This is a genomic window from Nocardia carnea NBRC 14403, assembly GCF_000308515.1.
GTDB classification, from domain to species: domain Bacteria; phylum Actinomycetota; class Actinomycetes; order Mycobacteriales; family Mycobacteriaceae; genus Nocardia; species Nocardia carnea.
On sequence record NZ_BAFV01000126.1, the window covers coordinates 83,992 to 105,903 of the forward strand.

At 67.0% G+C, this 21,912-nt stretch carries 27 protein-coding genes; 3 read left to right on the top strand and 24 right to left on the bottom strand.

Translation table 11 applies throughout. From position 1 onward, the window contains the following. Positions 1 to 83 precede the first annotated feature (83 nt). From ON22_RS33860 to ON22_RS33890, 8 genes are all read right to left on the bottom strand, one after another. Positions 84 to 1,457 carry a hypothetical protein gene (locus ON22_RS33860; RefSeq protein WP_033247137.1) on the bottom strand — a complete coding sequence of 458 codons (1,374 nt, stop codon included), beginning with the start codon at positions 1,455 to 1,457 and terminating at the stop codon, positions 84 to 86. A 99-nt stretch (positions 1,458 to 1,556) separates the two neighbouring features. Beyond that, positions 1,557 to 1,904: a hypothetical protein gene (locus ON22_RS33865; protein ID WP_033247136.1), complete on the bottom strand. Its 348-nt coding sequence runs from the start codon at positions 1,902 to 1,904 to the stop codon at positions 1,557 to 1,559. A 30-nt stretch (positions 1,905 to 1,934) separates the two neighbouring features. Beyond that, positions 1,935 to 2,657, bottom strand: a complete 723-nt coding sequence (locus tag ON22_RS33870; RefSeq protein ID WP_033247135.1) for a hypothetical protein — start codon at positions 2,655 to 2,657, stop codon at positions 1,935 to 1,937. Further along, positions 2,654 to 3,112: a hypothetical protein gene (locus ON22_RS35150; RefSeq protein ID WP_051158439.1), complete on the bottom strand. Its 459-nt coding sequence runs from the start codon at positions 3,110 to 3,112 to the stop codon at positions 2,654 to 2,656. Before ON22_RS35150 ends, ON22_RS33870 begins: the two co-directional genes overlap by 4 nt. Positions 3,113 to 3,616: 504 nt before the next feature. Next, positions 3,617 to 4,357, bottom strand: a complete 741-nt coding sequence (locus ON22_RS33875) for a hypothetical protein (RefSeq protein WP_033247134.1) — start codon at positions 4,355 to 4,357, stop codon at positions 3,617 to 3,619. Between the two features lie 96 nt (positions 4,358 to 4,453). Continuing rightward, positions 4,454 to 5,251 (bottom strand): hypothetical protein, encoded by a 798-nt coding sequence (locus tag ON22_RS33880; RefSeq protein WP_033247133.1) that lies wholly within the window; start codon positions 5,249 to 5,251, stop codon positions 4,454 to 4,456. Positions 5,252 to 5,308: 57 nt separating this feature from the next. Then, positions 5,309 to 5,587, bottom strand: a complete 279-nt coding sequence (locus tag ON22_RS33885; RefSeq protein WP_156052431.1) for a hypothetical protein — start codon at positions 5,585 to 5,587, stop codon at positions 5,309 to 5,311. Positions 5,588 to 5,747: 160 nt separating this feature from the next. Beyond that, positions 5,748 to 6,038 (bottom strand): hypothetical protein, encoded by a 291-nt coding sequence (locus ON22_RS33890; protein WP_033247131.1) that lies wholly within the window; start codon positions 6,036 to 6,038, stop codon positions 5,748 to 5,750. Between the two features lie 1,069 nt (positions 6,039 to 7,107). On the opposite strand from ON22_RS33890, the gene ON22_RS37135 reads away from it, so the two are divergent. Next, entirely contained in the window at positions 7,108 to 7,284 is a 177-nt protein-coding gene (locus ON22_RS37135; protein ID WP_156052430.1) for a hypothetical protein, read from the top strand. A gap of 72 nt (positions 7,285 to 7,356) precedes the next feature. Here ON22_RS37135 and ON22_RS33895 read toward each other — a convergent pair whose 3' ends face one another. From ON22_RS33895 to ON22_RS33960, 14 genes are all read right to left on the bottom strand, one after another. Next, positions 7,357 to 7,791: a hypothetical protein gene (locus ON22_RS33895; RefSeq protein ID WP_033247130.1), complete on the bottom strand. Its 435-nt coding sequence runs from the start codon at positions 7,789 to 7,791 to the stop codon at positions 7,357 to 7,359. 102 nt (positions 7,792 to 7,893) lie between these two features. Next, positions 7,894 to 8,727, bottom strand: coding sequence for a phosphoadenosine phosphosulfate reductase domain-containing protein (locus ON22_RS33900; RefSeq protein ID WP_051158440.1), 834 nt, complete (start codon positions 8,725 to 8,727; stop codon positions 7,894 to 7,896). Positions 8,728 to 8,786: 59 nt separating this feature from the next. After that, complete coding sequence (locus ON22_RS33905) at positions 8,787 to 9,062, bottom strand: hypothetical protein (protein WP_033247128.1); 276 nt, start codon at positions 9,060 to 9,062, stop codon at positions 8,787 to 8,789. Next, a complete protein-coding gene (locus tag ON22_RS33910; protein ID WP_033247127.1) occupies positions 9,059 to 9,259 on the bottom strand; it encodes a hypothetical protein in 201 nt (66 codons plus the stop codon). The genes ON22_RS33905 and ON22_RS33910 overlap by 4 nt, the downstream gene beginning before the upstream one ends. Positions 9,260 to 9,353: 94 nt before the next feature. After that, complete coding sequence (locus ON22_RS33915; RefSeq protein ID WP_033247126.1) at positions 9,354 to 9,692, bottom strand: hypothetical protein; 339 nt, start codon at positions 9,690 to 9,692, stop codon at positions 9,354 to 9,356. Positions 9,693 to 10,147: 455 nt separating this feature from the next. Beyond that, on the bottom strand, positions 10,148 to 10,693 hold the full coding sequence (locus ON22_RS33920) for a hypothetical protein (RefSeq protein ID WP_033247125.1): 546 nt from the start codon (positions 10,691 to 10,693) through the stop codon (positions 10,148 to 10,150). Positions 10,694 to 11,018: 325 nt separating this feature from the next. Next, a complete protein-coding gene (locus ON22_RS33925; protein ID WP_033247124.1) occupies positions 11,019 to 12,971 on the bottom strand; it encodes a ParB/RepB/Spo0J family partition protein in 1,953 nt (650 codons plus the stop codon). A gap of 124 nt (positions 12,972 to 13,095) precedes the next feature. Then, on the bottom strand, positions 13,096 to 13,515 hold the full coding sequence (locus ON22_RS33930) for a hypothetical protein (protein WP_156052429.1): 420 nt from the start codon (positions 13,513 to 13,515) through the stop codon (positions 13,096 to 13,098). 38 nt (positions 13,516 to 13,553) lie between these two features. After that, positions 13,554 to 13,997, bottom strand: a complete 444-nt coding sequence (locus ON22_RS33935; RefSeq protein ID WP_156052428.1) for a hypothetical protein — start codon at positions 13,995 to 13,997, stop codon at positions 13,554 to 13,556. Positions 13,998 to 14,059: 62 nt separating this feature from the next. Then, entirely contained in the window at positions 14,060 to 14,737 is a 678-nt protein-coding gene (locus ON22_RS33940) for a hypothetical protein (RefSeq protein ID WP_033247121.1), read from the bottom strand. A gap of 62 nt (positions 14,738 to 14,799) precedes the next feature. Further along, entirely contained in the window at positions 14,800 to 15,216 is a 417-nt protein-coding gene (locus ON22_RS33945; protein ID WP_156052427.1) for a hypothetical protein, read from the bottom strand. 256 nt (positions 15,217 to 15,472) lie between these two features. Further along, entirely contained in the window at positions 15,473 to 15,898 is a 426-nt protein-coding gene (locus ON22_RS33950) for a hypothetical protein (RefSeq protein WP_033247119.1), read from the bottom strand. A gap of 67 nt (positions 15,899 to 15,965) precedes the next feature. After that, positions 15,966 to 16,211: a hypothetical protein gene (locus ON22_RS33955; protein ID WP_033247118.1), complete on the bottom strand. Its 246-nt coding sequence runs from the start codon at positions 16,209 to 16,211 to the stop codon at positions 15,966 to 15,968. 223 nt (positions 16,212 to 16,434) lie between these two features. Then, a complete protein-coding gene (locus ON22_RS33960; RefSeq protein WP_033247117.1) occupies positions 16,435 to 17,436 on the bottom strand; it encodes a DUF4192 family protein in 1,002 nt (333 codons plus the stop codon). A gap of 835 nt (positions 17,437 to 18,271) precedes the next feature. Here ON22_RS33960 and ON22_RS33965 point away from each other — a divergent pair. Next, a complete protein-coding gene (locus ON22_RS33965) occupies positions 18,272 to 18,463 on the top strand; it encodes a hypothetical protein (protein WP_033247116.1) in 192 nt (63 codons plus the stop codon). Positions 18,464 to 18,530: 67 nt separating this feature from the next. On the opposite strand, the gene ON22_RS33970 is transcribed toward ON22_RS33965, so the two are convergent. Both ON22_RS33970 and ON22_RS33975 read right to left on the bottom strand, forming a co-directional pair. Continuing rightward, positions 18,531 to 18,929 carry a hypothetical protein gene (locus tag ON22_RS33970; RefSeq protein ID WP_156052426.1) on the bottom strand — a complete coding sequence of 133 codons (399 nt, stop codon included), beginning with the start codon at positions 18,927 to 18,929 and terminating at the stop codon, positions 18,531 to 18,533. Positions 18,930 to 19,177: 248 nt separating this feature from the next. Next, entirely contained in the window at positions 19,178 to 20,236 is a 1,059-nt protein-coding gene (locus ON22_RS33975; RefSeq protein WP_033247114.1) for a DUF4192 family protein, read from the bottom strand. 881 nt (positions 20,237 to 21,117) lie between these two features. Between ON22_RS33975 and ON22_RS33980 the strand changes: the two genes are divergently transcribed. Beyond that, a complete protein-coding gene (locus ON22_RS33980) occupies positions 21,118 to 21,858 on the top strand; it encodes a hypothetical protein (RefSeq protein ID WP_156052425.1) in 741 nt (246 codons plus the stop codon). Positions 21,859 to 21,912: the final 54 nt, after the last annotated feature.

Below are 21,912 nucleotides of genomic sequence, written 5' to 3' on the forward strand. Positions count from 1 at the left end.
GCCGGGCCACACACCGATAAAGGACACTTACGCACCTTACGCATTGGCTGTGTGCCGCCCGGCCGGCTGAGTTGGGCTGGATATCAGCTGACGAATATCTCGAGTTGCGCCCCTTCGATCTCGCCTCCGGCGGCCAGCTGGGCATAGTAGCGGGCGCGCTGCTCGGCACCCTCGAGTTCGGATTCGGTCCTGGCGATGTGTTGGGACAGCTGGCGAATCCGTTCATTGTGTATCCGCTGCAACACCGGGGCTTCCAGTGCGGCGGCGCGTGTGAACAGTGCACCGAATTCGGGCAACGTCTGGAAGTGCCGCACGATCGCACACACCACAGCGCGCACGCGGTCACCGGTGCGAGCCGGTACGCGGTCGGTGGTGACGTCGTAGCGGCCTTGGACGAGCCGAGATACATACAGCCACTGCAAGTTTTCGACCTCCGACAGTGTCACGATGGATGAATCGGCGAGACGGATGCTGTTCACTTTCGGGCGGTCAGGGCGGTCCTGACCAAACCTGCCGTAAGCGCCGCCGGGCTTGTCGGCGCGGCCGTATTTCACGCGTACCCGGCGCGGCTCGACGCCACTTTCGGCGGCCTCGTGGAACTCGACGGTGAACGTGCCGCGCACGCTCGGCGCACTCACCTTGTAGTAGACGCGGGCGGCCTCGTGATCGATCTCGACCACTGCGCGGCCGGTGCCGAACTCGCCCAGGTCGAGCGGTATACCGGGGGCCGGTTCTGTGGCGGCCCGTGCGCTGGCGGCGGTCGGTCGGTTCTGGCGCGGGCGTTCGTCGGCGGGGCGTGTGAGCAGGGCGGCGAGGGCTTGCGCGAGCTCCTCGAGCGGCTGGCCGTCGGACACTGTGACGGTGTGGGCGTCGTCGTCGATCGCGGGGGCCTCGCCCTCGGTAACGGTGTAGCCGACGGCGTCGAACTGCTCGAGAAGCCGTGCACGGACGGCGGCCGCTGGTTCGGTGACGGGGGCGACTTCTGTCGGTTCGTCCTCGAAATCCTCTATGCCCAGGGTCTGGGAGATATCGAATACCGTCACCATCCGGAACCGGGTTTTGAGGGTGTCGCCGTCGCTCTCGGCGGACTCGGGGGCCTCGAGGGCTGGTTGCTCGGACTGCTCCTGGTCGGCTTCCCCTTTTTCGGTTCCTTTGGGCGCGTTGATGCGTAGCCCTGTCGTGCCCCTGGGGACGTAGCGGCCGCGCAGGCGCCATCCCTTGTAGCTCTCGACGTCGGTAACGGTCATTCCGCGTTCTGCGGCCTGCTTGAAGATCAGCGCAACGTTTCCCAGCGAGTAGCGCAGCAGCCTCGGACTGGTCAGCCGCGCAAGCTGATTGATCATCTCGGCCACCGCTTCGGGATCGCTCAACAGGTCGTTACCGCCATCACGGATGGCCTTGTCTGCGGCGTCTCGGGCGGCGCGCTCTTCTTCGGTGTACTTCTTCCGCCTGGCCATTGTCCTGATCACTCCTTATACCGGATTGACTGTTTCTATACCAGCCAGCTTACGCACCTTACGCACATTGCGCAAACTGGGTGTGGCTGGCGCGGTGGCTTATTCGATGTGCCACCCGGTGAGGTAGTCGCGCCAGACGGCGCGGTACGCCTCGGCGAATGTGGGCTCTTCGGCGCAGCACTTCCATGCGTGGTCCTGGCTGGCGTCGTAGAGGCCGAGACACCAGAATTCGATACCGGCGCGCTCGGTCGCTAGGTAGTGGTCCTGGGTGGTCAGCAGCAGATACAGCGTCCTCGACGGTGCGGCGTCGAATTCGATGGCGTGGCATCCTCCGCCGGTTTCGACGATGCGGGGGCGGGCGTCCATCTGCGTGAGTAGGTCGAGTTCGGGCCTGTGGGCGGCGAGAACGCGGGCGGCGATGTCGGGTGTGAGGTTGTGTGTGGGCATGTGCGGGTTTCCTGCCGTTGTTGGGGTGGGTCAGAGGGTGGCGACCAGGGCGGCGGCTACGGTCTCGCGGTGCTGGCGGGCGCGGCGGGCGGCGTCGGTGCGGTCCTCGGCGAATTCGGCGAATTCCTTGCAGCTGCATCCGGCGGCGCTGGTGCGGTCGTGGGCCATTCCGCTTTTGCCTCCGGGGCGGTAGCTGCCTGCGCTGAATGCCCATTCGCCGGGGCGTAGGTCGTCGGCGGGCCGGTACCACCCGCGGGGGACCTTGGTTGATGTCCGGTGCGCCTCGGCCAGCAATGCCAGCCGCGCCGACAAGGTGAGTACGACGCGGGCGGGATCGTCGGCCGGTGTGGTGAGCAGTCCGCGGGCGTGCAATCGGGCGGCCGCCGCGGGCGGGATCTGCGATAGGCCGATACGGATTCCGCCGGCGGCTCGGCGGCGGGCTCGGCATTCGGCGATGTGCTCGAGGTCTGCGCGCATGATCGCGGTCAGCCGGGCCGGTGTTGTCGGCTCGGCGGTGATGAGGCGCGACGCGGGCGGTGTGTCCAATCGGTGCGCCTGCCATTCGATGCGGAATCCGCCGGACCGTTGGGCCTGGATGCCGAACCCGCGCCGGGCGGCTCGGCGCAGCAGGATCAGGGCGGCGGCCTCGTCGTAGGTCGCGATGGTGGTGTCCTCGGCGGTGCGGGTCACCTGGAACAGCAAGGGACCGGGCGCGGCCGCGCCGGCGCGGCCGCTGGCGGGCGGGCGGGTCACCGGGCGGCCTTGTAGGCGCGGACATACACCAGGCGGCCGGGTCCGGCGTTGGTGCCGTGGAATCGGCGCCCACCGCGCTCGAATCGCCAGAAGTGGCGGGACCGGCCGGGGCGGTGCTCGATCACGCGGGCCAGTTCGCCACCGGTCCACGTTCTCAGGGTGCGGCCGTCGCGGGAGACGTATCCGACCGCGTGCCCGAGGCCGTAGGCCAGTGAATCGAGTATCGCGCGGGCGCGGGCGTCGGAGCAGCCGTTGCAGTGGGATCGGTCGGTGTCGCGGTCGACGCTGTAACCGGCGCCGATTCCGGCGCGGCCGTCGGCGTCGGTATTGCTGTACCGGTGTCCGCAATCGGCGATGCCGTGGCGGGCGTACCACCCGCATTCGATCCCGTCGGGGGGTGGTGTAGGGGCTGAATGCCTCGGCCGCCCCGTAGCGCTCCTGGTGGCGCAGTGCACGCCGCCCGCTGGTGAGCACCGGGTGCCCCTCGAGGATTCGCGCCCGCGCCGCACTCGGGCGGCCGTGCTCGGCGATCCATGCCCGAATTTCGGCCATGGTGGCGGCGTCGATGGTCCATGCGTCCTCGCCGCCGCACAGCGACAATGCGCCGGTGCCGCTGCCGTATCCGTCCAGTCCTAGCAAGGTCTCGACGTCATAGCTGCCGGTGGTGAACTGCCCGGCCGGGTGGCCGTGGGCGGCCGGTCCGCCGATATGGGTTGCGTCGTAGAACTCGACGACTGCGCGGGTGTCGGTGAAACCGCCGAACAACGGCGATCCTGCCGGGACATAGCGCACGGTGAACCGGCGGCCTGCCTCGTTGATGAATACGCGGTCGAATTCCGGCGCGTTGGTGACCATTTCGGGTCGTCCTCTCGTGTGGAAGGGGCCCCGGCGCGGCGTGGCATCGCCGCGCCGGGGCCTGGAGTCACGCTCGCTGGGCGTGATCGGGTCGGGGTGCTCGGTCAGTGCGGGCGGGCGGCGGTGATGCTGCGGCGCTCGCCGGTGATCTCGGATTGATTGAGGCTCGCCCGTTCTGCGGCCGCGCGGCCTTTATCGACGGCGTCGGCGGCGTAGGTGGTGCGCTTGTAGCGTTCGGGTTTCACGGTGGGGTGTGCGCGGTCCTTGGCGGCTATGGCTCGGTCGGCGTCGGAGACCAGTACCAGCGCATGAGTGGTGGTGTTGGTCTCGGTGTCACGTTCGTGGGCGGCTGCCTGTTCTGCCTCGCTGAGCCGGGCATAGATTTGTGTGTAGTAGCCCGCCATCCAATCGATGCGGTAGCTTCGCGCGCTGGCGCCCGACCAATAGGGCGGCATCGCCTTGGCGGCCCCGGCGAGCATTTGCGGGTTCAGGATCGCGAACAGCAGACGTACCCGGCTGGTGTGGACCTTGACGCCGTAGACCTTCGCGACGCCGCGGCGTGCCCAGAAGACGGTTTCGCAGTGCAGGGCCCGGCTGATGTGGGTCAAGAGTTTGATCTGTTGGCGCAGGTATCGGCCTTTGAGCCGGAAGGTCAAGCACTCGACAACGTTTGCGCCTTCGCGGGTGGTTCCTCGGGCTTCGCTCTCGCTGATTCCGTGTTTGGCCAGCAGAGCGAACGCGCGCTGTTGGCAGAGGTCGCCTTCGGGGGTCCCTGCCTGGTCGTCGGCGAGGTTGAGCAGTTTTCCGACCAGTTCGGCGATGTTCTCGCGCTTGGTGGTGGTCACGGTCCAGAGCCTTTCGGTATCTATTCGAATCGGGTTACGCGCCTTACGCATTTGGCCCGTGGGGTGGCGGTGGTCACCCCACGGGCCGGGCAGGCGTCAGGAGATGGGGGCGAAATCGGTTTCGAGGGTTCGCGCCACGCGGGCGAGGATGTCGGCGGCGCGGGTCAGGGCCTGTGCGGCCCCCGGGCCGCGCCCGGCGGCGAACGCTGCGCGGTCGCGGGTGGCGGTGAGGTGATCACGTAGTGCCGCGTGGAACCGGGCGGGGTCGTCGGCGCGGGGGTCGGCCAGCAGTAGGGCACCGAGGATTTCGCGTACCACGGTGGCGGCGGCGGGGTCGGTGGCGTGGCCTGCTCCGGGCGCGCTGTAGAGCCGATGCATGCGGCGCAGGAATCCGCGCGTGTCGCAGCGCAGCGGCAACCGCTCGATTGTTCCCGGATCGGCTTCGGGCCGCCATACTCCGGCGAGAGTGTATCCGGCTGCGCTGAGGGCGTTTTCGGCGGTGGTGGTGTCGTAGTCGAGTTGTTCGATGTACTGAAGTACTTCGATGCCGTGGCCCTGCTCGGCGACGCGGTAGACCTGTACGCGGTTGCCTCGGCGCTGCGGGTGGCCGATCGGGGCGCGGCGGGCGATGAATTCGACGGCGACCGGCGGCGCGGCGGGCGCGCGGACGTGGGCGGCGTGGGGCTGGTCGGCGGTCAATTCGTGGACGCGGCCAGCGGGGTATGCGGCGGTGAGACGCGCGATCGCCTCGGCGCTGGTCTCGTTGACGATGTCGAGCTGTACGCCGTCGGCGGCGGTGTGCCAGGTGACCAGCGCGGGCATGTCGTCGCCGTGGTGCCGCCATTGGGCATAGTCGCCGTTGGGCAGGGTGAACCGGATGAATGTGTAAGTCATGGCTATCGGGGTCCTTTCGGTGTGGTGCCGCCGGGGGTTGCCCGGCGGCGCGGGTGGTCAGGCTTTGACGGGGGCGGCGGTGAGCGCGGCGCGGATTTCGGCGGTGCTCGCGCCGTTGTCGAGTGCGCGCCGGATCTCGGATCGGATGGCGGCGTGGTGACCAGCGAGCCACCCGGTGGCCTCGGCGGGGCAGGCTGCCAGTTCCGCCCGTTCGCGGACGATGCCGCGCAGTGCGGCATTTTTCAGCTTCGACCGGAAAGCGTCGGCTTCGGCGAGCTCTGCGGGGTCCGTGGTGGCGCGGTACAGGGCAATGATGGCGGGGTGGAAATTCGACATGGTGACAGCTTTTTCCTTTCGGGTTTCCACTGAGGGGCAAGAATTCGGCGGGTGGCCTTCTCCGGTTTCACAGGAAAGGCGCGAGCCAGAAAACAACAAACTTACGCACCTTACGCATTACCCCGATAGGTCGGGGCAATGCGGTTCAGTGCGATCGGTGTCAGTTGCGCCGCTCGTCCTGGTAGAGAACGCGCATGTCGGGCCAGCGCTCCAAGAGGGCGGCGCAGACGCCGGGGTCGGCGAGCCGGGCGCGGATGTGGTCGGGATCGCCGATCAATTGCACATCATCATCGCCCGTGATGATGACCGCGCAGGTTCGGGCATCGAGGGGCTTTTTGGTCGCGGGGTCGAACATCAGCTGGCCGACCATGTACTTGATCGCTTCGGTGATCATCGTCTTGCGAAGGAGATCGACGGGCATTTCGTACGCGGGGATTGTCTGGTTATTCATTTCCTGGCCTTTCCTCTCTGGCTTATGTTTCTATTCTAGCATACCTTACGCACCTTACGCGTACTGAATAGTGGTCTTGGGGGTGGGATAATTCACGGTTGTTTTTGGCTTCTAGGGCTTGCGTTTTTGGGTGCGCCTTTGGAGGGTCTGCCTCCGCGGCGAGCGGGCCGGGGTGCGGGGCGGCAGCGCCCGCTCGCGACCGCAGGGAGCGCGCGGCCGGCAGGTCGCGGGCCCGCGCCCCTTGGGGTGCGCGCGGCCGGGGCCGCGGAGTTGTTCGGTGGTGCGGGCGAACAATACAGGTGGTGTGCGGTGTTGGTGCGTTCCTTCGGTGGGGCCTGCGATGCGTCCGGCGCGCCGTGGTTCGGTACGCCAGGTGGAGCGCCCGCACCGCAGCTTGCGAGGAGCGGACGAACGACCTGGCGTGCCGGGCCGCGGTGTGCCAGCGTCGTGGGAGGCCCCGCCGGAGGGACGTGCCGACACCGCCTTGCCCGCGCCGCCGCGCGGCCGCCAGGCCGCGGTACTCGGCGCCGATCACCTTGCCGCGGATGTGGTGCCGAACGCGTCTGTCACGGAACCGGTGCGGGCTGGTGGGTGGCCGGCGCTGGGGTGGTGTGTCCGGTCTGTGTTGTGCTGCTGGGTGTTTGGGTGGGCGCGGGTGAGGAAGTCGAGGGGCTGGGAGTTGTCCGCTCGGGGTTGTTGTACTCGCTTGCGAGTTCCGCCGGCGGCCGCTGGAGTGATTTGGTCGGGCACGGGCGCCGCCGCGCGGCCGCAGGCTGCGAGCGGAAGCGGCCACGTCGAGACGCCGGCCGCGGTCGGGGTGGTGAGTGGTTTCGGCGTGACTGCGCTGGGAGGTAGTGCGCGGGAGCTACGGAGGTCCGGGAGGGCTTGGTGTCGCGGCAGCTCTGATTCTTGTCGCGGCCGGTGCAGAGCGTGGGCCGGCTGCGTGTGGTGAGCGGTGGCGGACTGCGCCGGGTCTGAATGGGGTTGTCCCGGTTGTAGGCTGGCGGTGTGGCCTGGGCGATGCAGGATCGCATCGCTGTGCACGGTGGATCGGGGAAGGGTGGCTGCGATGAGTGGTGTGTCGGAAGTGGAGCGGCTGGCGGCGCGGATGCTGGTGGAGTGGGAGGCTCCCTCGGCTGATGAGGTGGCCTCGGTGGTGGCCGGTGACAGGTGGCAGCCGCAACGCGTGCCCGATGGCGTCCGGTTCGATGTGACGTTCCCGGGTGCGGCTGGGCTCGAACTGTAGAGGCGAGAGACGAAGAAAAAGGGGGCCGGAACCTGGGCAGGTTCCGGCCCCTTTCGTCGATGTTCGGGTTGCTCACTGACTCCCGGCGAGATCGGTGTTCAGGTCGGCGATGAGGGTGGCCATGGCGTGGCAGGCGTCGGCGGCGGCCTGTTTCCAGCCCGAGGCGGCGGGGCGGTTGGGGCGGGGTGGCATGTGCTCGGTGTAGGTGTGGCTGGCCAGCACGGTGCCGTGGGCGTCGTAGAGCTCGATGGTGAGCGGCGGCTCCTCGGGTGGGTTCGGTTCTCCGGTGATGCCCAGCTCGAGCGGTGCACCGGTGTCGGGGTCGGTGAGCAGGTGTTCGTTGTTGACGATCTCGATGGCGTCGGCGAGCAGGATCGGCCAGGCGAATTCCCAGTCCGCGGTGTCGGCGAACGGGTTGGGTGGGTTGTTCAATTCCTCGATGGCGTAGTAGCTGCCGATCTCGCTGTTCAAGGCGTTGGCGGACAGGGCCAGGGTCGGAGTGGGCACAGTGTTCCTTTGGGTCGTGCCGGAGGTCGGCTCATGGTTCGGTGGCACATGTCGTTGTGCGGGATTCGGTCATCTGCGTTGTCGACGACTTCGGGTGGATGGTCAGCGCCGCATGCAGGGGGGCAGTGCGCCTTGTTCGGTCTGGTCGTCGCCGCGGTTGGCGGCGTCGATGATTTGTTCCATGCTCAGTGCGTGCCGGAATCGGTGGCCGATGGCGGATTCGATTTCGGCGTGCTGGGCGGCGTATTCGGGGTTGAGGCGTGCTGCGGCGATCAGGTCGCGGCGGCGGGCCAGGACACAGAATCGGCAGCTGAGCCGGGACATGTCGGCGTATGCGGGGTGGACGTCGAGGTCGGCTTGTTCGATGCGGTCCCAGACGCGGCTGGTGGGCCAGTCGTGGATGGGGTTCCAGTTGTAGATTTCGCGGCGGCCGCTGCTGATGGTTGTGTCGAGGGCCAGTGGTGCGCGGCGTGCTCGGGCGGCGGATTCTTCGGCGCGTAGGCCCATGATGTTGAGCAGCCGGGCCGGCCGGCCGCGTACCTTGCCTGTTTCGCGCAGGTGGGTGACGATGCGGGTCATCTCCTTGCGGATGGGTCCGCGTTTGTGGTCGGAGGTGCACCAGCGACGTTTGGCGTCGGGCCAGCGGCCGCGGCCGGCGACCCGTTCCAGGATGGTTTCCACGGCCCGGTTCGGGTGGCGGCGGGCAACAACGGTGAACGGCAGGTCGTAGCGGGCGGCGTGGGCGGCGGCGAGTTGCACGGTGCCGGGCCATTCGGCCTCGCCGAGGTCGGCGTGCACGACGGTAATCCGGTCGCGCACGCCGGCTGTCTCGGCGGCGTCGACGACTTCGGCCAGCGCGGCGGAGGAGTCTTTGCCGCCGCTGGTGCTAAAAACCAGAGCGTCGAAGGTGGACAGGTCGGGTGTGGCATGGGTCATGTGAATCCTTGCGGGAGGTTGGTTTTAGTGGTGCGTCGACCACCCTCAGAGGGGTGGTCTCAGGCGATCTCGAAGTGGTCGCTGGTGCGTCGCAGCCGCAGCGGTCGTCTGGACCCGGGGTGCTCGAGCGTGCGTGCGGTCTTGGCGCAGATGATCGAGAACAGCTGTGAGTGCACGTTTTGGACTGCGATGTATCTCGCTCCGCGTGGGCCGGTGAGTGTCGCGGTGACGGTGTGCATTTCCACGTGGTAGGTCGTGGTGCCGATCGTGAGGGTTTCGGCCGGGTACATCTCGCGAGGTGGTCGCGGTGCACCGTTGCTGTGTTCGCCGTTCATCGGCGGTGTAGGGCGAAGGTGGTCTCTTCCGGGCTGGTGATGTCGGGTTCCTCGATGCCACCGACTTCGAGGTAGGCGTCGGTCGGGTGGCCGTTGGCATTGATTGCGAGGAGGGTGAGTCCGCCGTCGTCGATGGCGATATCGGTTGCGGCGGGCAAGGTGTCGAGCCAGGTTTTTAGGGTGTTGCGGTCGATCATGGTGTTCCTGTCGGTCTGCTGGTGGGTTCGGGTGCTGTGTGGTGTCCCCGAGGGGAGCCGGGTGCTGCGTCCCCTCGGGGGCTGGGGGGGGTTGTCAGCGGAGGAGGCTGTAGGGACCGAGCCAGTTGTTCAGGGCGCTCAGGTGCAGATGCGGGTGGTCGGCGCGGCCGATGTCGTCTTGCTGGCGGTAGTCGTCGGCTTCGCGCTCGTAGATGAGTTCGGCGACAGCGGCGATTGCGTCGCGGATCTCGGGGGCGAGGTCGGCAGGCCCGGCGTAGCCGGCCGCGGCGGCGCGTTGCTGGGCGGCGTCGACGGCGCGGCGGGTGAATCCGAGGATGGTGTTGAGGTCGTCGGGGTCGGGGTTGTCGTGTTCGTACCGCAGGAGAGCGATGTCGACGCGGTTGAGGTCGGAGGCGGCGCGGACGCTGGCCACGGTGTCGGTGATGAGCCGGGCGGTGGTGTTGTCGGTTGCGCCGTGCTGGTGGCAGACGCGCTCGAGAGTGCGGGCGAGCTGGGCTTCATTGCTCAGGGGGTGGAGCCTTGAACGGGTCGGTGATGCGCATGGTGTGGTGTCCCTGTTCTTGTTTGTCGCAGGAGCCGGGCACATTCTGAGTGTCGGGTTCCTGCGTGATCGGGGGTGTCGCGAAGGTTTTCGCCGTTCTGGTGCTGTGGTCGGTGGTGCGTGGTCTCGGGTCCTCGTCGTCGGCCTGGCGGATGGTTTGGCGGCGGCGGCGTGATCTGCGATTGCGGGCGAATGCCCGAATGGGTCGGCGCGGTGGGGGCAGGTTGGCGGTGCGGTGGCGGTGCGGTGGGCACGGGCGCCTGGGCCGGGTACCGGTCGGGGGAATGGTTGGTGGGTCGTGAGTCATGGGCGGGTTCTCCTGGCCGTTATGAGGTGAGCGCGGCGGGGTGGCCGCGCTCGTCGAGTAGTGCGTATTGCGCGGCGCGCGTAGCGCGGCGCGCGGCGGGATCGGGGCGGGGGCGGCGGACGGGTGTGCGGAACCGCGGTGTGGTGCCGAAGAGTGCGAGGTCGATGGGTACGGCGGCGGGTAGGCGGCGTTCGGTGAGCCAGAACCGTGTCTTGCCGTGGGCGTGGGCGCGTTCGTCGAGAACGAGTTCGAGTTCGGTGATGGTCGGGTCCGGGAGGTCCTGGCGGCGGTATCGGCGGGTGAAGTCGAGTTCGCGGTGGGCGCGGTCGATTTCCTCGGCGATGTGGGCGCGGCAAACGCTGACCTTCCACGGGTAGCGGTGCTGCCCGTCGATGCGGATCGTGTTAATCCGGTGGGTGGCGCGTGCTCGGCACTCGTGGCCGGTGCCGCGGGTGTTGGTGTCGGGGTCGGGAGGTGTTGTCCAGACGAAGGTTTCGCAGGCGGGAACGTGCCATTTGTGGGTGATCTCGCGACGGGAGATCACATCAGGGTCGGCGGGTCTCATGGCTGCTGGCGCTGATGGTCGAGCGTGGGGCGGTGGGTTCGGGTGTTCATGTCGGGGGCTTCCGGTGGCTGGCCGGTGTCCGTCACGGAGGCCTCGCCGGCCGCGCAGCGGCCGGCGAGGCCGGGGCCGGGCCGGCGAGGGGTGAGTGTGTGATGGTGTGGTGTCGGCCCGGTGGTTGGGTGGGTCGGGTGATCGACGTAGGCCGGCTGGGATTGGTCCGCTTACAAGACAGCACGGAGCGCAGCGGAGTTCCGTTTCCGCGGGCCGCCGGTGCGGGCTGTCCGGGTGAGCGGGCCGGAACTGGGGTGTTCCGGCCCGCTGCCGGTCATGCTGCCAGCGGTGCGGTGTCGGGTTCGGCTTGGTCGTGGTCGGTGGGTGCCGGGTCGGTCTGGTCAGGGGTGGGTTCGGCCGGGGTGGGCTGGTGTTCGGTGACGGTGACCTTTACCGCGCTGGCTTTGGTCTTGCGGGTGGCCGGGCCGGTTTTGCGGGCCTGGGCGCTCTTGCGTGCGCGTGTGGTCTTGGTCGGCGCTGCCTTGGCGGCCTTGGTCGGGGCGGCCTTCGCTGGCGTGGTCGTGGTCGGCGTGGCCGACACGGTGCCCTCGGCGGCCACTTCGGCGGCGGCCTCGGCCTCGAATGCCTCGGCGCGTGTCATCTCGCCGAGTATTGCCCGCTCGATCGGGGTCGGGGTGTATCCCGCGCTCTGCAAGGCGGCCAGCAGGGAGCGGGGAACGCTGACCGTGTCGGCGGGGTAGTGCACGCTGCTGCTCTGGTGCAGGGCCGCGCGCCAGTAGGTTGGGTTCTCCTTTTTCGTCGGGTCGTTGCTGCGGCGCTGCATGCTGGCTTCGACGGCACCGATGGCCAGTCCGATGAGCATCGCGGCGGCGCGCGGGTCGGTCATGTCCTCGAACAGTGCGCCGGTGGACATCGCCGCGTCGCGGTCGACGCCGAGTAGATCGGCGGTGATGGCGGTGACGGTGTTCTCGGCGGTCAGGCCGCGCCGGGTGAACATCACCTGCGCGGCCCAGCTGAGCAGTCCGGTGGGAATTTTGGCGGGCCGCTTGCGGCCCTTGCCGGTGAGCTTGGCCAGCAATTCGGTCTCGAATTTGCGGCGCGCGGTCGTGGCGGCGCGGGCGTAGCGGTTGCCTGCCTTGACGATTGCGTTGTCGGTGCGCTTTTGCTCCCGGTCCTTGTCGGTGAGCACATCGTGCCCGTACTGGCTGAATTGGAGTCCTTCGGCCTTGGGGTCGGTGCAGTAGTAGAGCGGCGTCCAGTACTCGTCGAGGTCGCCGTCTGTGGCCTCGACTTCGGACCGTTCGAGGTACACCGCCCAGCGCGCCGGGGTCTTGATGTCGTCCTCGGTGGCGCGGTGCCCGTCCTGGCGGCCGTAGAGTTTGCCCAGCGGGCAGGTGGTCCGTGCCTCGTGCGACCAATCTCGGATCTCGCGGTCCAGGATGGTGAATCCGCGTTGGCGGTAGGGTTCGCTGGCGGCTTCGCGTCCGGCGGTTTCCTCGCGTTCGGCGCGGATCTTGGCGGCTTCGGCGTCGAAGTTGTTGCGCCCGGCTGCCTTCAGCAATCGGGTTTCGGTCTGCTCGTCGCCCTCGAATTCCATGAGGGTTGCGGCCTGGGTGAACGTGAGCTGTCCGGTTTCGGCCTTCTTGCGGGCGTCCTCGGACTGGCGCAGGGCCTTGATGGCGCGTACCTCGGCGGCGTCGACGCCGAGTTTCTGGCCGACTTTGGTCGGGGTGAATCCGGGCAGGTTCAGGAAGTTTTCGACGTGCACCACCTTGTCGCGGGCGCTGGTTTGGGTGCGGTGCTCGTTCTCGCGCCACTGTGCGGTCATGACCTCGGCGGCGAGGGTGGTGGCGTCGTCGTGGGGTTTGCGGCGCAGGATCACCGGGCACGGGATGTACCCTGCTTCGATGGCGGCGAGCATTCGCGATTGTCCGGCGATCATCTGAACCTGTCCGTCGTCGTTGATGTAGGCGGGTGGGTCCTGGACGAATCCGCCGTCGCGGATTCCATCGATGAACGCTTTGGTCAGGGTGACTTCGGATCGCATGTTGTCGCCGAACACGACTTCGCGCGGGTCGACATCGAAGGAAATTTTGCCGGTCGGGGAGGCGTCGATCATGGCCAGTACTTCCGACAACGGCGTCCCGTTGATGGTCGGCTCCTCGACGGTGGTCTCTGGCGCGGGGTTATGGTGTTGCGCTTCGCTGGTCGGCCCGACCTCGGCCGTGGTGATGTCCTGGGGCGTGGTGATTTCGGTGGTCGTCATGATGTCCGGTGTCTCCTCTAGGCTGAGCGGAGCACCGGGCGGATAGTGGCCGCCCGGTGCTCCTGGTTGTTGGTCTGGGTTGGGTTTCGTCGCGGCGGTCCTCGGGGGCCGCTGGGGTGATCGGTCACCGTTGGTGGTCTTCGGCTTCCTCGTCTGCCTCGGCATCGATGGCGGCGTAGTCGTCTCTCCATTCGCGGTAGGTGCCGAGGATGGGACGGTGCTTGATCAGGTGGGCTGCGAGGTCGGCGTAGGCGGCGGATGCCTTCGTGTAGTACTCGTCGTGTGTGCGGTCCAACTTTTCCGGGTCGTCGCACTCGGGGTCGGCGAGTTCGGGGCTGTTCGCGATCGTTTCCAGATTCATCGCCCGGATTTGCAGCTCGAGGGCGCGGGCGTGTTCGGGGGATGCGTTGGCCGGTTCGGCCGGTTCGGTGTTCCTCGGGCGTTGCCAGGGCATCGGGGCGTGAAAGTCGGCGTAGGGGGGCCTCGTCGGGGTGTCGTGACCACGACGGCGCAGTAGCCGCGTGAACATGCGCGGAAGTCGCATTCGGGTTTCCTCGGGAGTGGGGGCGGGGGGCGGTGGTTTCACCGGTCCTCGGCGGGGCTGATCCGAACGGATCGGGGGCCGTCGTAGTTGTCCGGGGCGGGAGCGTCGCCGTGCGGGTCGTGAACGCCGTCGATGATGGCGTAGCTCGTGGCCCAGTGCGGATAAGTGTTGAGCGCTGCTCGGTGTTCGATCAGGTAGGCGTCGAGGGCCCGGTATGCCGCGTCCATCTCTGCGCCGTAATCGCGGCCGGGCTCGCAAGGAGTGTCGGCAAGAACGGCGTTGTTGGCAGCGGTTTCGAGGTTGATGGCGCGGCGGCACAGCTCGAGTGCGTGTGCGTGCTCGGGGCACTCGGGTTCGGGGTCGGTCTCGGAGGGCCAGCGGAACTGCCAGGGCATATGACCGCCGAACGGCGGGGAACTGTCGTCGGCCTGGCGGTTTCGGGGCCGGAGTCGGCGGGCGAGAGCGCGGGGTATGAGACGCATGGTGTCCTCAGAGGGTGGGCCGGGCGCGCACGCGCGCGCCCGGCGGTGGGTGGGGTGGGTGATCAGAACGGCGGTCCGACGTAGTCGTCGTGATCGTCGGGTTCGTCGTCGTAGTCGTCGAGCTGCTTGCGGCGCTCGGCGATGTATTCGGCCAGTTCGAGCGCTTCGCTGTAGGACACGCACAGGTCGAATGCGACTTCGTTGCGGTAGGCCGTGACCCCGCCGATGATGTGGCCGTTCGAGCGGCCGAAAAAGGCCGTGTCGGTGCGGGATCTCGGGTCGCGGGACATCGGCAGACGGTGGGTGATCTCGCGCAAGATCGTGGCGCGTTTGTCTTCGGCGGCGGCGATCTGGTTCCGCTTTTCCCGGCGCGCGATCAGAGCCTGACGCAGTGCGGGAACGATGTTTTCGCGCACCGCCGCAGCGATCTGTTCGGGCTCGGTGGCCGGATAGGTCGCGCTCAGCCGGTGGTGGGTGCCCGGCGGGCTGTACTCCTCGAGCGCGGCAAGGTCGGCTTGGATCTTGAGTTTGCCGGTGGGGGTGCCGTTTGAGTCGTGCAGCAGGGTGAGGCGGAGTCGTTCGTCGTCGGCGGGGCCGATGAGGTAGGCCACGCTGCGGGGTTCGGTGGGTGCGCCGGGTTGGGCGATCCAGTGGTTACTCCATCGGCCCTCGGCGCTCAGGTGGGCGGCGAGGTCGGCGCTCCACTGGTCGGCGGTGTAGGGGGTGGCGCTGTTTTCCATCTGCTACTTTCGTGGAAGCAGGCACCGGGCGTCTTCCTTACGCCCGGTGCCTGTTGTGGTGGTTACGGGCGGTCGGGGGCTCCGGCGTAGCTGTAGACGGCGGAGTCGGGGTCGAAGTACCGGGTCACGGTCTCGTCGCCGGAGGCGAAGAGCTGGCGCACTTCATGCACGGCGGTGTCGTAGAACTCGGCCAGAATCTTGCGGCTGAATCGCGTGGCCGGGCGGCTGTGGATCTCGGCCTCGGTTCGGTTGGGGCTGAGGTTGATGGTGTGCGTGACACCCTTGGCGGTCTTCTGTTCGTGGTGAACGTTGAGGGCTGCGTGGTATCCCCGGTGCTTGTTGTAGTTCACGTGCAGGTCTGTGTAGGCCTGCCAGCCTTCGGCGTTGGGTTCCCCCACGGGCCAGGTGGCCTTGATCCAGCGGTCTCCGAGTTTCTTGCGGGGTTCGGGCTGCGGACTGTTGTTCGTGGTGTTGTTCATGGGCTTGCGTCCTTTCTGTGCGGACCGCCGGGCATATTCTGGAAGTCCGGCGGACTGCATTTGTCTTGTCGCGGTTTCGGTGTCGGCGGCGGCTATATTCCGTTGGCCTCCTCAAATTCGATTCGGTCTCGTCGGATGAGCTGATTCACGCTCAATCCGTCGCGTTCGGCTTCGTGGTCGATACAGAGCGCGTCGGAATCGTCTTCGGCGTTCTGATCGGCGCACCACGGGCAAACGGTCATGGTTTCCTCTTGGGCTAGAAGTCGTGGTGCCGGTACTTGGTGTCGAGCTGTCCGTCCGTCCATTCGGCTTCGACTCGGCGCGCGATTTCCTCGGCTTCCTGCTTCGTGCAGTAGCGCAATGCGGTTATGCCGGGATCGTTCGGGAAAATGGCGAGCCGAAAATAGATGTCGACATCCCTATAGATCGCGATCATGCGACCGTCGGTATTGACGGCATAGAAAACCTGGAGGATTTCGCCTCGTGGCGCTCGCTCGACTCGCGTATCCGGTGTGAGGTGCACGGCCCCGCGCGCTCCGGACTCGGTGCGCCGGAACGTGACGAGGATTTGTTTACCGCTGTTCTGCGGCACGGCGGTAATGACTGTTGCCGAGCCCCATGCGCGGGGTTCCAGGTAGATGTGGTCTCCGGTGGACAGTTCGCGCGCTGCGATGGTCAGCATCTGGTTTCCCTTCGTAGCTGTGGTGCCGGGGGCGCGGGTCGCGCCCCCGGCGTCGGAACGGCTGGCCCTACTTGGGATATGCGCGGGCGTCGGCGGCGGCTTGTGCCTCCTCGACGCTGTCGGCCCGGTCGCCGGTGATGTGGTCACCGGTAGAGGTGCGCCACATCGACCAGGAAAAGGCCCCGAACACTTCCGGGGTCGCGTTCGGCGAGATGGTGACGTAGCAAGGGCCGTAGTCCTTGTGCAGCACCACTCCGTCGAGAAGCGAATTCCGGTAGGTCCAGCCGTTCACGTCGTAGCGGATTGCGGCCATTGCCGCCCCCTTTCGGGTAAGTGGCCCGGCGTTGATCGCCGGTCCTTTTCTGATTCCGCTACGTGGAATCGGTTCACACTGTGGAGTTCTCAAAGAGCCGGGGTGCGGGTTCGGTTTCCCTTTCCCGCCCCTTCCGTGCTTCTAATATTACCATCTTACGCACCTTACGCAATTTCTCGTGTGGTGAACTGGGTCACACAGGAATTTGCGGTGCGTTCGGCTTTTACGGTGTGTATTCGGGGACGCGGACGCCGAATTTGGTGGCGGCGATCTGTCCGGCTGCGAGGAATCGGCGCACGAATTCGGGCTGTATGGCGCGGTGGTGGGCGGTGGTGACGAGGTTTATCAGGGACAGGTTTTCGGCCTTGGCCTGGCGGGCGGCGTCCTGGGCGTGGCGGACGGCTTCGTGTGAGGCGACGCCTTGGCCGGTGATGTAGTAGAGCATGGCGGCGGTGGCGAGCAGGTGCGCGCGGGCGCGGCCTCGGGCCTGGTTGGCGATGTCGATGTATGCCGACGCGGCGGCGTTCATGTCGATGAGGGCGATGCCGAGCAGGGCGTCACGGGCGGCGGGGTCGATGGTGACCAGAATGCTCACGCGGGCAGCCAGGGCGGCGGGCGGGTATTCGTTGTGCCGGACCAGGGCCGCGACCTCGCCCAGTACAGAGGGCACGAATCCGCGTGTCTTGCTGTGGATGCACGCGGCGCGGCGGTCCATGAATGCAGGGGTCTCAACGGGGGTGTACCGGGCCTCGATATCGGCGCGGGCTTCGAGGATGATGAGTCCGTGGGTTACTGCGGCGACGGCGACGGCGGTTGTCGCGGGGTCGGGGATGATGCCGCAGTCCTGGGTGTCGAGATCGGTCCATGTTGCTCCGCGCTGGATTTGGTGGGCGTGCGCGCGCATCAGGACGGGGGTGCCGTGGGATTCGACCTGATCGCGTACGCGGTCGGCGAACAGGAGGCCGGTTCCGGCGTGGCGGGTGCTGGCGACGAGCACCATTCGAACGGCGTCCATGTCGCGACTGTCGGCCAGGCGGGCGATGTGGAGGGCGAAACCGTCCTGGTCTTGGTCGATTTCGGCCCCGATCACCATGTCGATGCGTCCGGCGCGCACGAACATCACACACAGGGTTTCCTGCGGGAAGTGGCGCAGCAGGGCGGGGACGGCGGCGACATAGTCGGCGGTGGTGAGTTTGTCGATCGGGTTGGCGCGTTTGAAGATCACGGGGTGTGGTTCCTCCTATTGGTGTGACGGGCGGGTCCGTTGTGGCCCCTTTCGCTCTCCGTCATGATTCTATTCTAGCCGAACCTTACGCACCTTGCACATTGTGGGCTGTGGTTGTTCACACAGTTGGATCTATCGAAACACGTTGGCGTTCAGTGTTTTTCGTGCTGCTTTGGAGGGTCGCCCCGCGGCGAGCGGCCGGGGTGCGGGGCGGAGCGCCCGCGTCGCGACCTGGGGGAGCGCGCGGCCGCCAGGACGCGGACCGCACCCTGCGGGTGCGCGCGGCTGGCAGCCGCGGGGTTCTTCGGTGGTGGTGGGCGAATTGCAGGGGTGTCCCGGTGTCGGTGTGTTGCTTCGGTGGGGCCGGAGTCGTGGGGGGCGCGGCAGGTTCCGGCGCGCCAGGTGGAGCGCCCGCGCCGGAGCGCAGCGGAGGCGTGGACGAACGACCTGGTGTGCCGGGTTCTGGTGTGCCAGCCTCGGCGCAGGTCTCACCGAAGCAACACATCGGGCGTGGCTGTTGGCCGTTCGTCGACCACCACCGCGCGGCCGGCAGGCCGCGGTCGTCGGAACCATGCACCCGGGTCGCTGGCTGCGGTGCCGGCGGGACCACCGCGTACGTAATGCCGCTGGTAGGTCATTGTGCGGGAGCGACGGAGGCCGGGCAGGCTCTTTGCCGCGGTAGCTCTGATTTTTTGGCTTTGTGTTCGCTGCGGGCTGAGCGTTCGAGTGGTGTGGCTCCTGCGGTGGTGGCCTAGACTGATCAGCGAATGGCGGCTGTTGTCGTGGAATGGTTTGCCGGTGTTGTTTTTGTCCGATCCGAATTGGGGTAGCGGTTATGGCTGATGTGTCGGCGGTGGATCGTGAAGCGGCGCGTGTTCTTGCCTCGTTGGGCGACGTTTCCGCGGAGGACCTCGAGGCGGTCGTGGATGGCGAGGTGTTCCGGGGCGGGGATTTCGGTGCTGTGAAGTCGGGGGTTCGTTTCTTTCGTCCGCTTTATGATGTCGATGGTTCTCGGCTGGAGCGGTAGCGACACTTTCTTGGCAGGAGCGTTCGGCGGCCCGGTTTCGGGTGCCGACCGCTTCTGTTTTCCTGGGTCAGTCGCTGTCGAAGCTGGCGGTGATCGTTTCGATTGCTTCGGGGATGCTGGAGTGCGGGATTGCACTGTTGAGCCGTGCTATGTCGTTGTCTGACAGCGGCCTGCGTGCCCAGTTTTCGGCCTGTTCTCTGGTGATCAGTTGGCCGGGGGCTGGTTCGGCAGGCGTGCCTACGAATACGCCCGGTTCGGGTGTGATCGTGGTGCCGCACAGATCACATGCACGGTTGGTGCCCGCCATCGCGTGGCAGTTCGTACAGCGGTGGCGTAGTCCTGCGGCGATGACCAGGTCGTCGAGCCAGGAGAGATGGCGGTCGTCGACTGCGGCGTAAAGCATGGTCAAGGCTTGTTCGGCGGTGGCTGCGGGTGTCATTGGTTTCGTTGTCCTGTCGGGTTTCATTGTGGTGCTGTAGTTTCCGGCTGCCGGGCCGCGCAGCGGCCCGGCAGCCGGGTCTGGTGGGGTTGTTGGGTGGGCCGGGTTGCCAGCGCGGGCCGGCTGGGTGCTGGCCGCTGGAAAAACACAGCACGGAGCGCAGCGGAGTTCCGATTCCGGCGGCCGGACGGCGGGGCGGGGCCGGTTGTGCTTTGTGGGTGTTCCGGGTAGGGAAGCCCTGGGGTGTGCCGGGGCTTCCCTGTCGGCGCGGCGGCCTATTCGTTGGTGTATGGGTTGTAGTCGGGGACGTCGATTCCGTATGCCTTGGCTCCGAGTGGGCCTCGTGCAAGGAAGCTGCGGGCGGTCTCGATCTCGACGTCTACGCGGTGGGCGGCGATGAGTGCGCGCACGGTGACCGGCGGCGTCGTATCTTCGTCGAGTGTGGCGTAAATGGCCTGGTGGATCGCCTCGTGGGCATGGTAGCCGTGGCCGTCGGCGAAGAACAGGATTGCCACGGCTCCGAGCATGTGAGCGCGCGTGATGCCGACGAGTTGATTGGCAATGTGGGCGTAGATTGCGACGGCGGCCGGGATGTCGATGAGCGCGATGCCGAGCAAGGCATCTCGGGCGCTGCCTGATTCCTCGATCATTGCGCCGATTCGGGCGGCCAATTCGGGCTCGGTGCGGCCGGTGGCGTGTGTGCGGTCGTCGTCGGTGACGGCTTCGCTGTAGAGGGCGACGACTTCGCGCAGCGTGGCCAGCGTCGCGCGGGTAAACCCCGCGCGGTCGGCGCGGTAGTCGCCTTCGACGGCGGCCACGTCGGCGGCGTCGATAGGGGCAAACATCCTGTCGAGGGCGTCGCGGTCGGGGATGGGGCCGCGTCCGTCTATCAGGCGGGCCAGGGCGACGGGGGTGCTTGCGGGGTCGGTGAGCGTGCCGGTTTCGCCGGTGTCGAGGTCGCGCCACTGTTCGCCCGCGACGATGGCGGCGGTGTGGCTGCGGCTCAGGATCGGGATCTCGTGTTCGCGCAGCGATTCGGTGATGAGGTGGGCCAGGTGTTCTCCGGCGGTCTGGTGGTCCTCGTCGGCGATGACGGTGAGCACTACCGAAAAGTTGCCGCGAATGATCTCCCCGGCGACGCTCGCGGCAAGGACTTCGTGAACCGAGAACAGCGGCGCACCGGCGATGGATACCAGCCGTTGTGTGTCGCGGTCCAGAACCGCGATGACAACGACATTTTCGAGATCGTCGGTTGTTGCTGCGGGGTTGTCCAGAATGAGGGCGTGCAGCGAGGAAATGAAATCTCCACGGGTCATCTGGCTGTAGTCGAGCATTTCTATCCCTTCTGTAAAGCTTTGGCGGCCTGGTGTTCCGGGCCTTTCGCTTCCCTCCGCCTTACATGTTCTATTCTATAATCTTACGCACCTTACGCACCGTGTTTTATTGATTTCTCGGGGTGGTTTATTTCACTGTTTTATTTCTGCGTTCGGCTTGCGTTTTTGGCCGTGCCTTTGGAGGGTCTGCCTCCGCGGCGAGCGGCCGGGGTGCGGGGCGGAGCGCCCGCGTCGCGACCTGGGGGAGCGCGCGGCCGCCAGGGCGCGGATCGCACCCGGCGGGTGCGCGCGGCCGGCGGCCGCGAAGTTCTTCGGTGCTGCGGGCGAATACAGGTGGCGCCGGGTGTCGGTGTGTTCCTTCGGTGGGGCCTGGAACGGGGAGGGCGCGCCAGGTTCCGGGCCGCCAGGTGGAGCGCCCGCGCCGGAGCGCAGCGGAGGCGTGGACGAACGACCTGGCGGCCCGGGTTCTGGTGTGCCAGCCTCGTGGAGGGCCACGCCGAAGGAGCACGCCGACACCACCGGCCCGCAGCTCCGCGCGGCCGGCAGGCCGCGGTCGTCGGCGACCAGGCCCGGGTCGCCGGCTGCGGTGCCGGCGGGACCACCGCGTGCGTAATGCCGCTGGTAGGTGATTGTGCGGGAGCGACGGAGGTCGGGCAGGCTCTTTTGCCGCGGTAGCTCTGAAAACACTGAACCCACTACCGATACGGGAGCCGGGTGCGGAGTCCGAGCGTGATGGACTGCGCCGCGGAGTCGGTAGGGCGAGTTGGTCTGGAAGTGTCGTGATAGGTGCTGCGATGGCCAGGGGACCGTAACGCTGGTGCATCCTGCGATGTTCGATATCGGTGTCGCAGGGTTTGCGTAAGGCGCGTAAGGTGTCGTGCATGGACGTGATCGAGTACGACTATCTCCGGTCGCATCTCTCCCAGGAGTTGAAGAAGGCGTACCACGATGATGGGATTTCTGTGGTCGCCTACCTTGACCACCCTGTCGGTGTACTGATGTCGCGGGGTGTGTGGGCGCTGGGGCAGCAGGAGAAAAGCGTTCCTCGGACGTTGATGGATGAACCACTCAATTCCCGGGCCGCGCGTCCGAAGTTGCGGGTGCTGCGGGAGCGGTTGGAGAAGGGCCGTCACATCACGTTGACGGTCTGGGACAACGAGGCGATCATCGCCCCTTACGACTGGGCGCGGGAGGCGTTCCCGGACTGGGATCTGCCCGAGGTTCTGCAACCTGCTGCGGAGGCTACGCAGGGGGAGAACTGCGTTCAGGTGGTTTACCGAGCACCTCGGACGGTGGCGAAGTTGCGTAAGGAGTTCGCTGACGCCGAGGACCCGGAATGGGAGATGGACCGGCGTCTGTCTGCGACGCGCTCGTACGTTCCGGCCGACCGGCGGGCTCGTATGCGCGGCGTGGTCTATGTCGAAGGCGGCAGGATCGTCCGGATCCGGGCGCTGGATCCGGACGGGGAATGGACTGATCTGGGGGACAGGGTCAGCCTGGCTCCCGTGTCTGCACCGTTGACTCGTGAGGAGGTCGATTCACAGTTGCCTGGTCTGAAGCTGTATCCAGGGGATCTGCGACTTGCCCCTCGCGGTGCATCGCGCGAATACCTCGACTACTGATCGGCGCGTTGGTGTGGTCGGTTATGACGAGGTCCTGGTTCCTGGCCCAGTGTT

Coding starts and splice junctions, on each gene's coding strand:
- ON22_RS33860 (WP_033247137.1), bottom strand. CDS start 1,457: ATGGCCAGGCGGAAGAAGTACACCGAAGAAGAGCGCGCCGCCCGAGAC.
- ON22_RS33865 (WP_033247136.1), bottom strand. CDS start 1,904: ATGCCCACACACAACCTCACACCCGACATCGCCGCCCGCGTTCTCGCC.
- ON22_RS33880 (WP_033247133.1), bottom strand. CDS start 5,251: ATGACTTACACATTCATCCGGTTCACCCTGCCCAACGGCGACTATGCC.
- ON22_RS33885 (WP_156052431.1), bottom strand. CDS start 5,587: ATGTCGAATTTCCACCCCGCCATCATTGCCCTGTACCGCGCCACCACG.
- ON22_RS33890 (WP_033247131.1), bottom strand. CDS start 6,038: ATGAATAACCAGACAATCCCCGCGTACGAAATGCCCGTCGATCTCCTT.
- ON22_RS37135 (WP_156052430.1), top strand. CDS start 7,108: ATGAGTGGTGTGTCGGAAGTGGAGCGGCTGGCGGCGCGGATGCTGGTG.
- ON22_RS33900 (WP_051158440.1), bottom strand. CDS start 8,727: ATGACCCATGCCACACCCGACCTGTCCACCTTCGACGCTCTGGTTTTT.
- ON22_RS33905 (WP_033247128.1), bottom strand. CDS start 9,062: ATGAACGGCGAACACAGCAACGGTGCACCGCGACCACCTCGCGAGATG.
- ON22_RS33910 (WP_033247127.1), bottom strand. CDS start 9,259: ATGATCGACCGCAACACCCTAAAAACCTGGCTCGACACCTTGCCCGCC.
- ON22_RS33920 (WP_033247125.1), bottom strand. CDS start 10,693: ATGAGACCCGCCGACCCTGATGTGATCTCCCGTCGCGAGATCACCCAC.
- ON22_RS33925 (WP_033247124.1), bottom strand. CDS start 12,971: ATGACGACCACCGAAATCACCACGCCCCAGGACATCACCACGGCCGAG.
- ON22_RS33930 (WP_156052429.1), bottom strand. CDS start 13,515: ATGCGACTTCCGCGCATGTTCACGCGGCTACTGCGCCGTCGTGGTCAC.
- ON22_RS33935 (WP_156052428.1), bottom strand. CDS start 13,997: ATGCGTCTCATACCCCGCGCTCTCGCCCGCCGACTCCGGCCCCGAAAC.
- ON22_RS33940 (WP_033247121.1), bottom strand. CDS start 14,737: ATGGAAAACAGCGCCACCCCCTACACCGCCGACCAGTGGAGCGCCGAC.
- ON22_RS33945 (WP_156052427.1), bottom strand. CDS start 15,216: ATGAACAACACCACGAACAACAGTCCGCAGCCCGAACCCCGCAAGAAA.
- ON22_RS33950 (WP_033247119.1), bottom strand. CDS start 15,898: ATGCTGACCATCGCAGCGCGCGAACTGTCCACCGGAGACCACATCTAC.
- ON22_RS33955 (WP_033247118.1), bottom strand. CDS start 16,211: ATGGCCGCAATCCGCTACGACGTGAACGGCTGGACCTACCGGAATTCG.
- ON22_RS33965 (WP_033247116.1), top strand. CDS start 18,272: ATGGCTGATGTGTCGGCGGTGGATCGTGAAGCGGCGCGTGTTCTTGCC.
- ON22_RS33970 (WP_156052426.1), bottom strand. CDS start 18,929: ATGAAACCCGACAGGACAACGAAACCAATGACACCCGCAGCCACCGCC.
- ON22_RS33975 (WP_033247114.1), bottom strand. CDS start 20,236: ATGCTCGACTACAGCCAGATGACCCGTGGAGATTTCATTTCCTCGCTG.
- ON22_RS33980 (WP_156052425.1), top strand. CDS start 21,118: ATGGACGTGATCGAGTACGACTATCTCCGGTCGCATCTCTCCCAGGAG.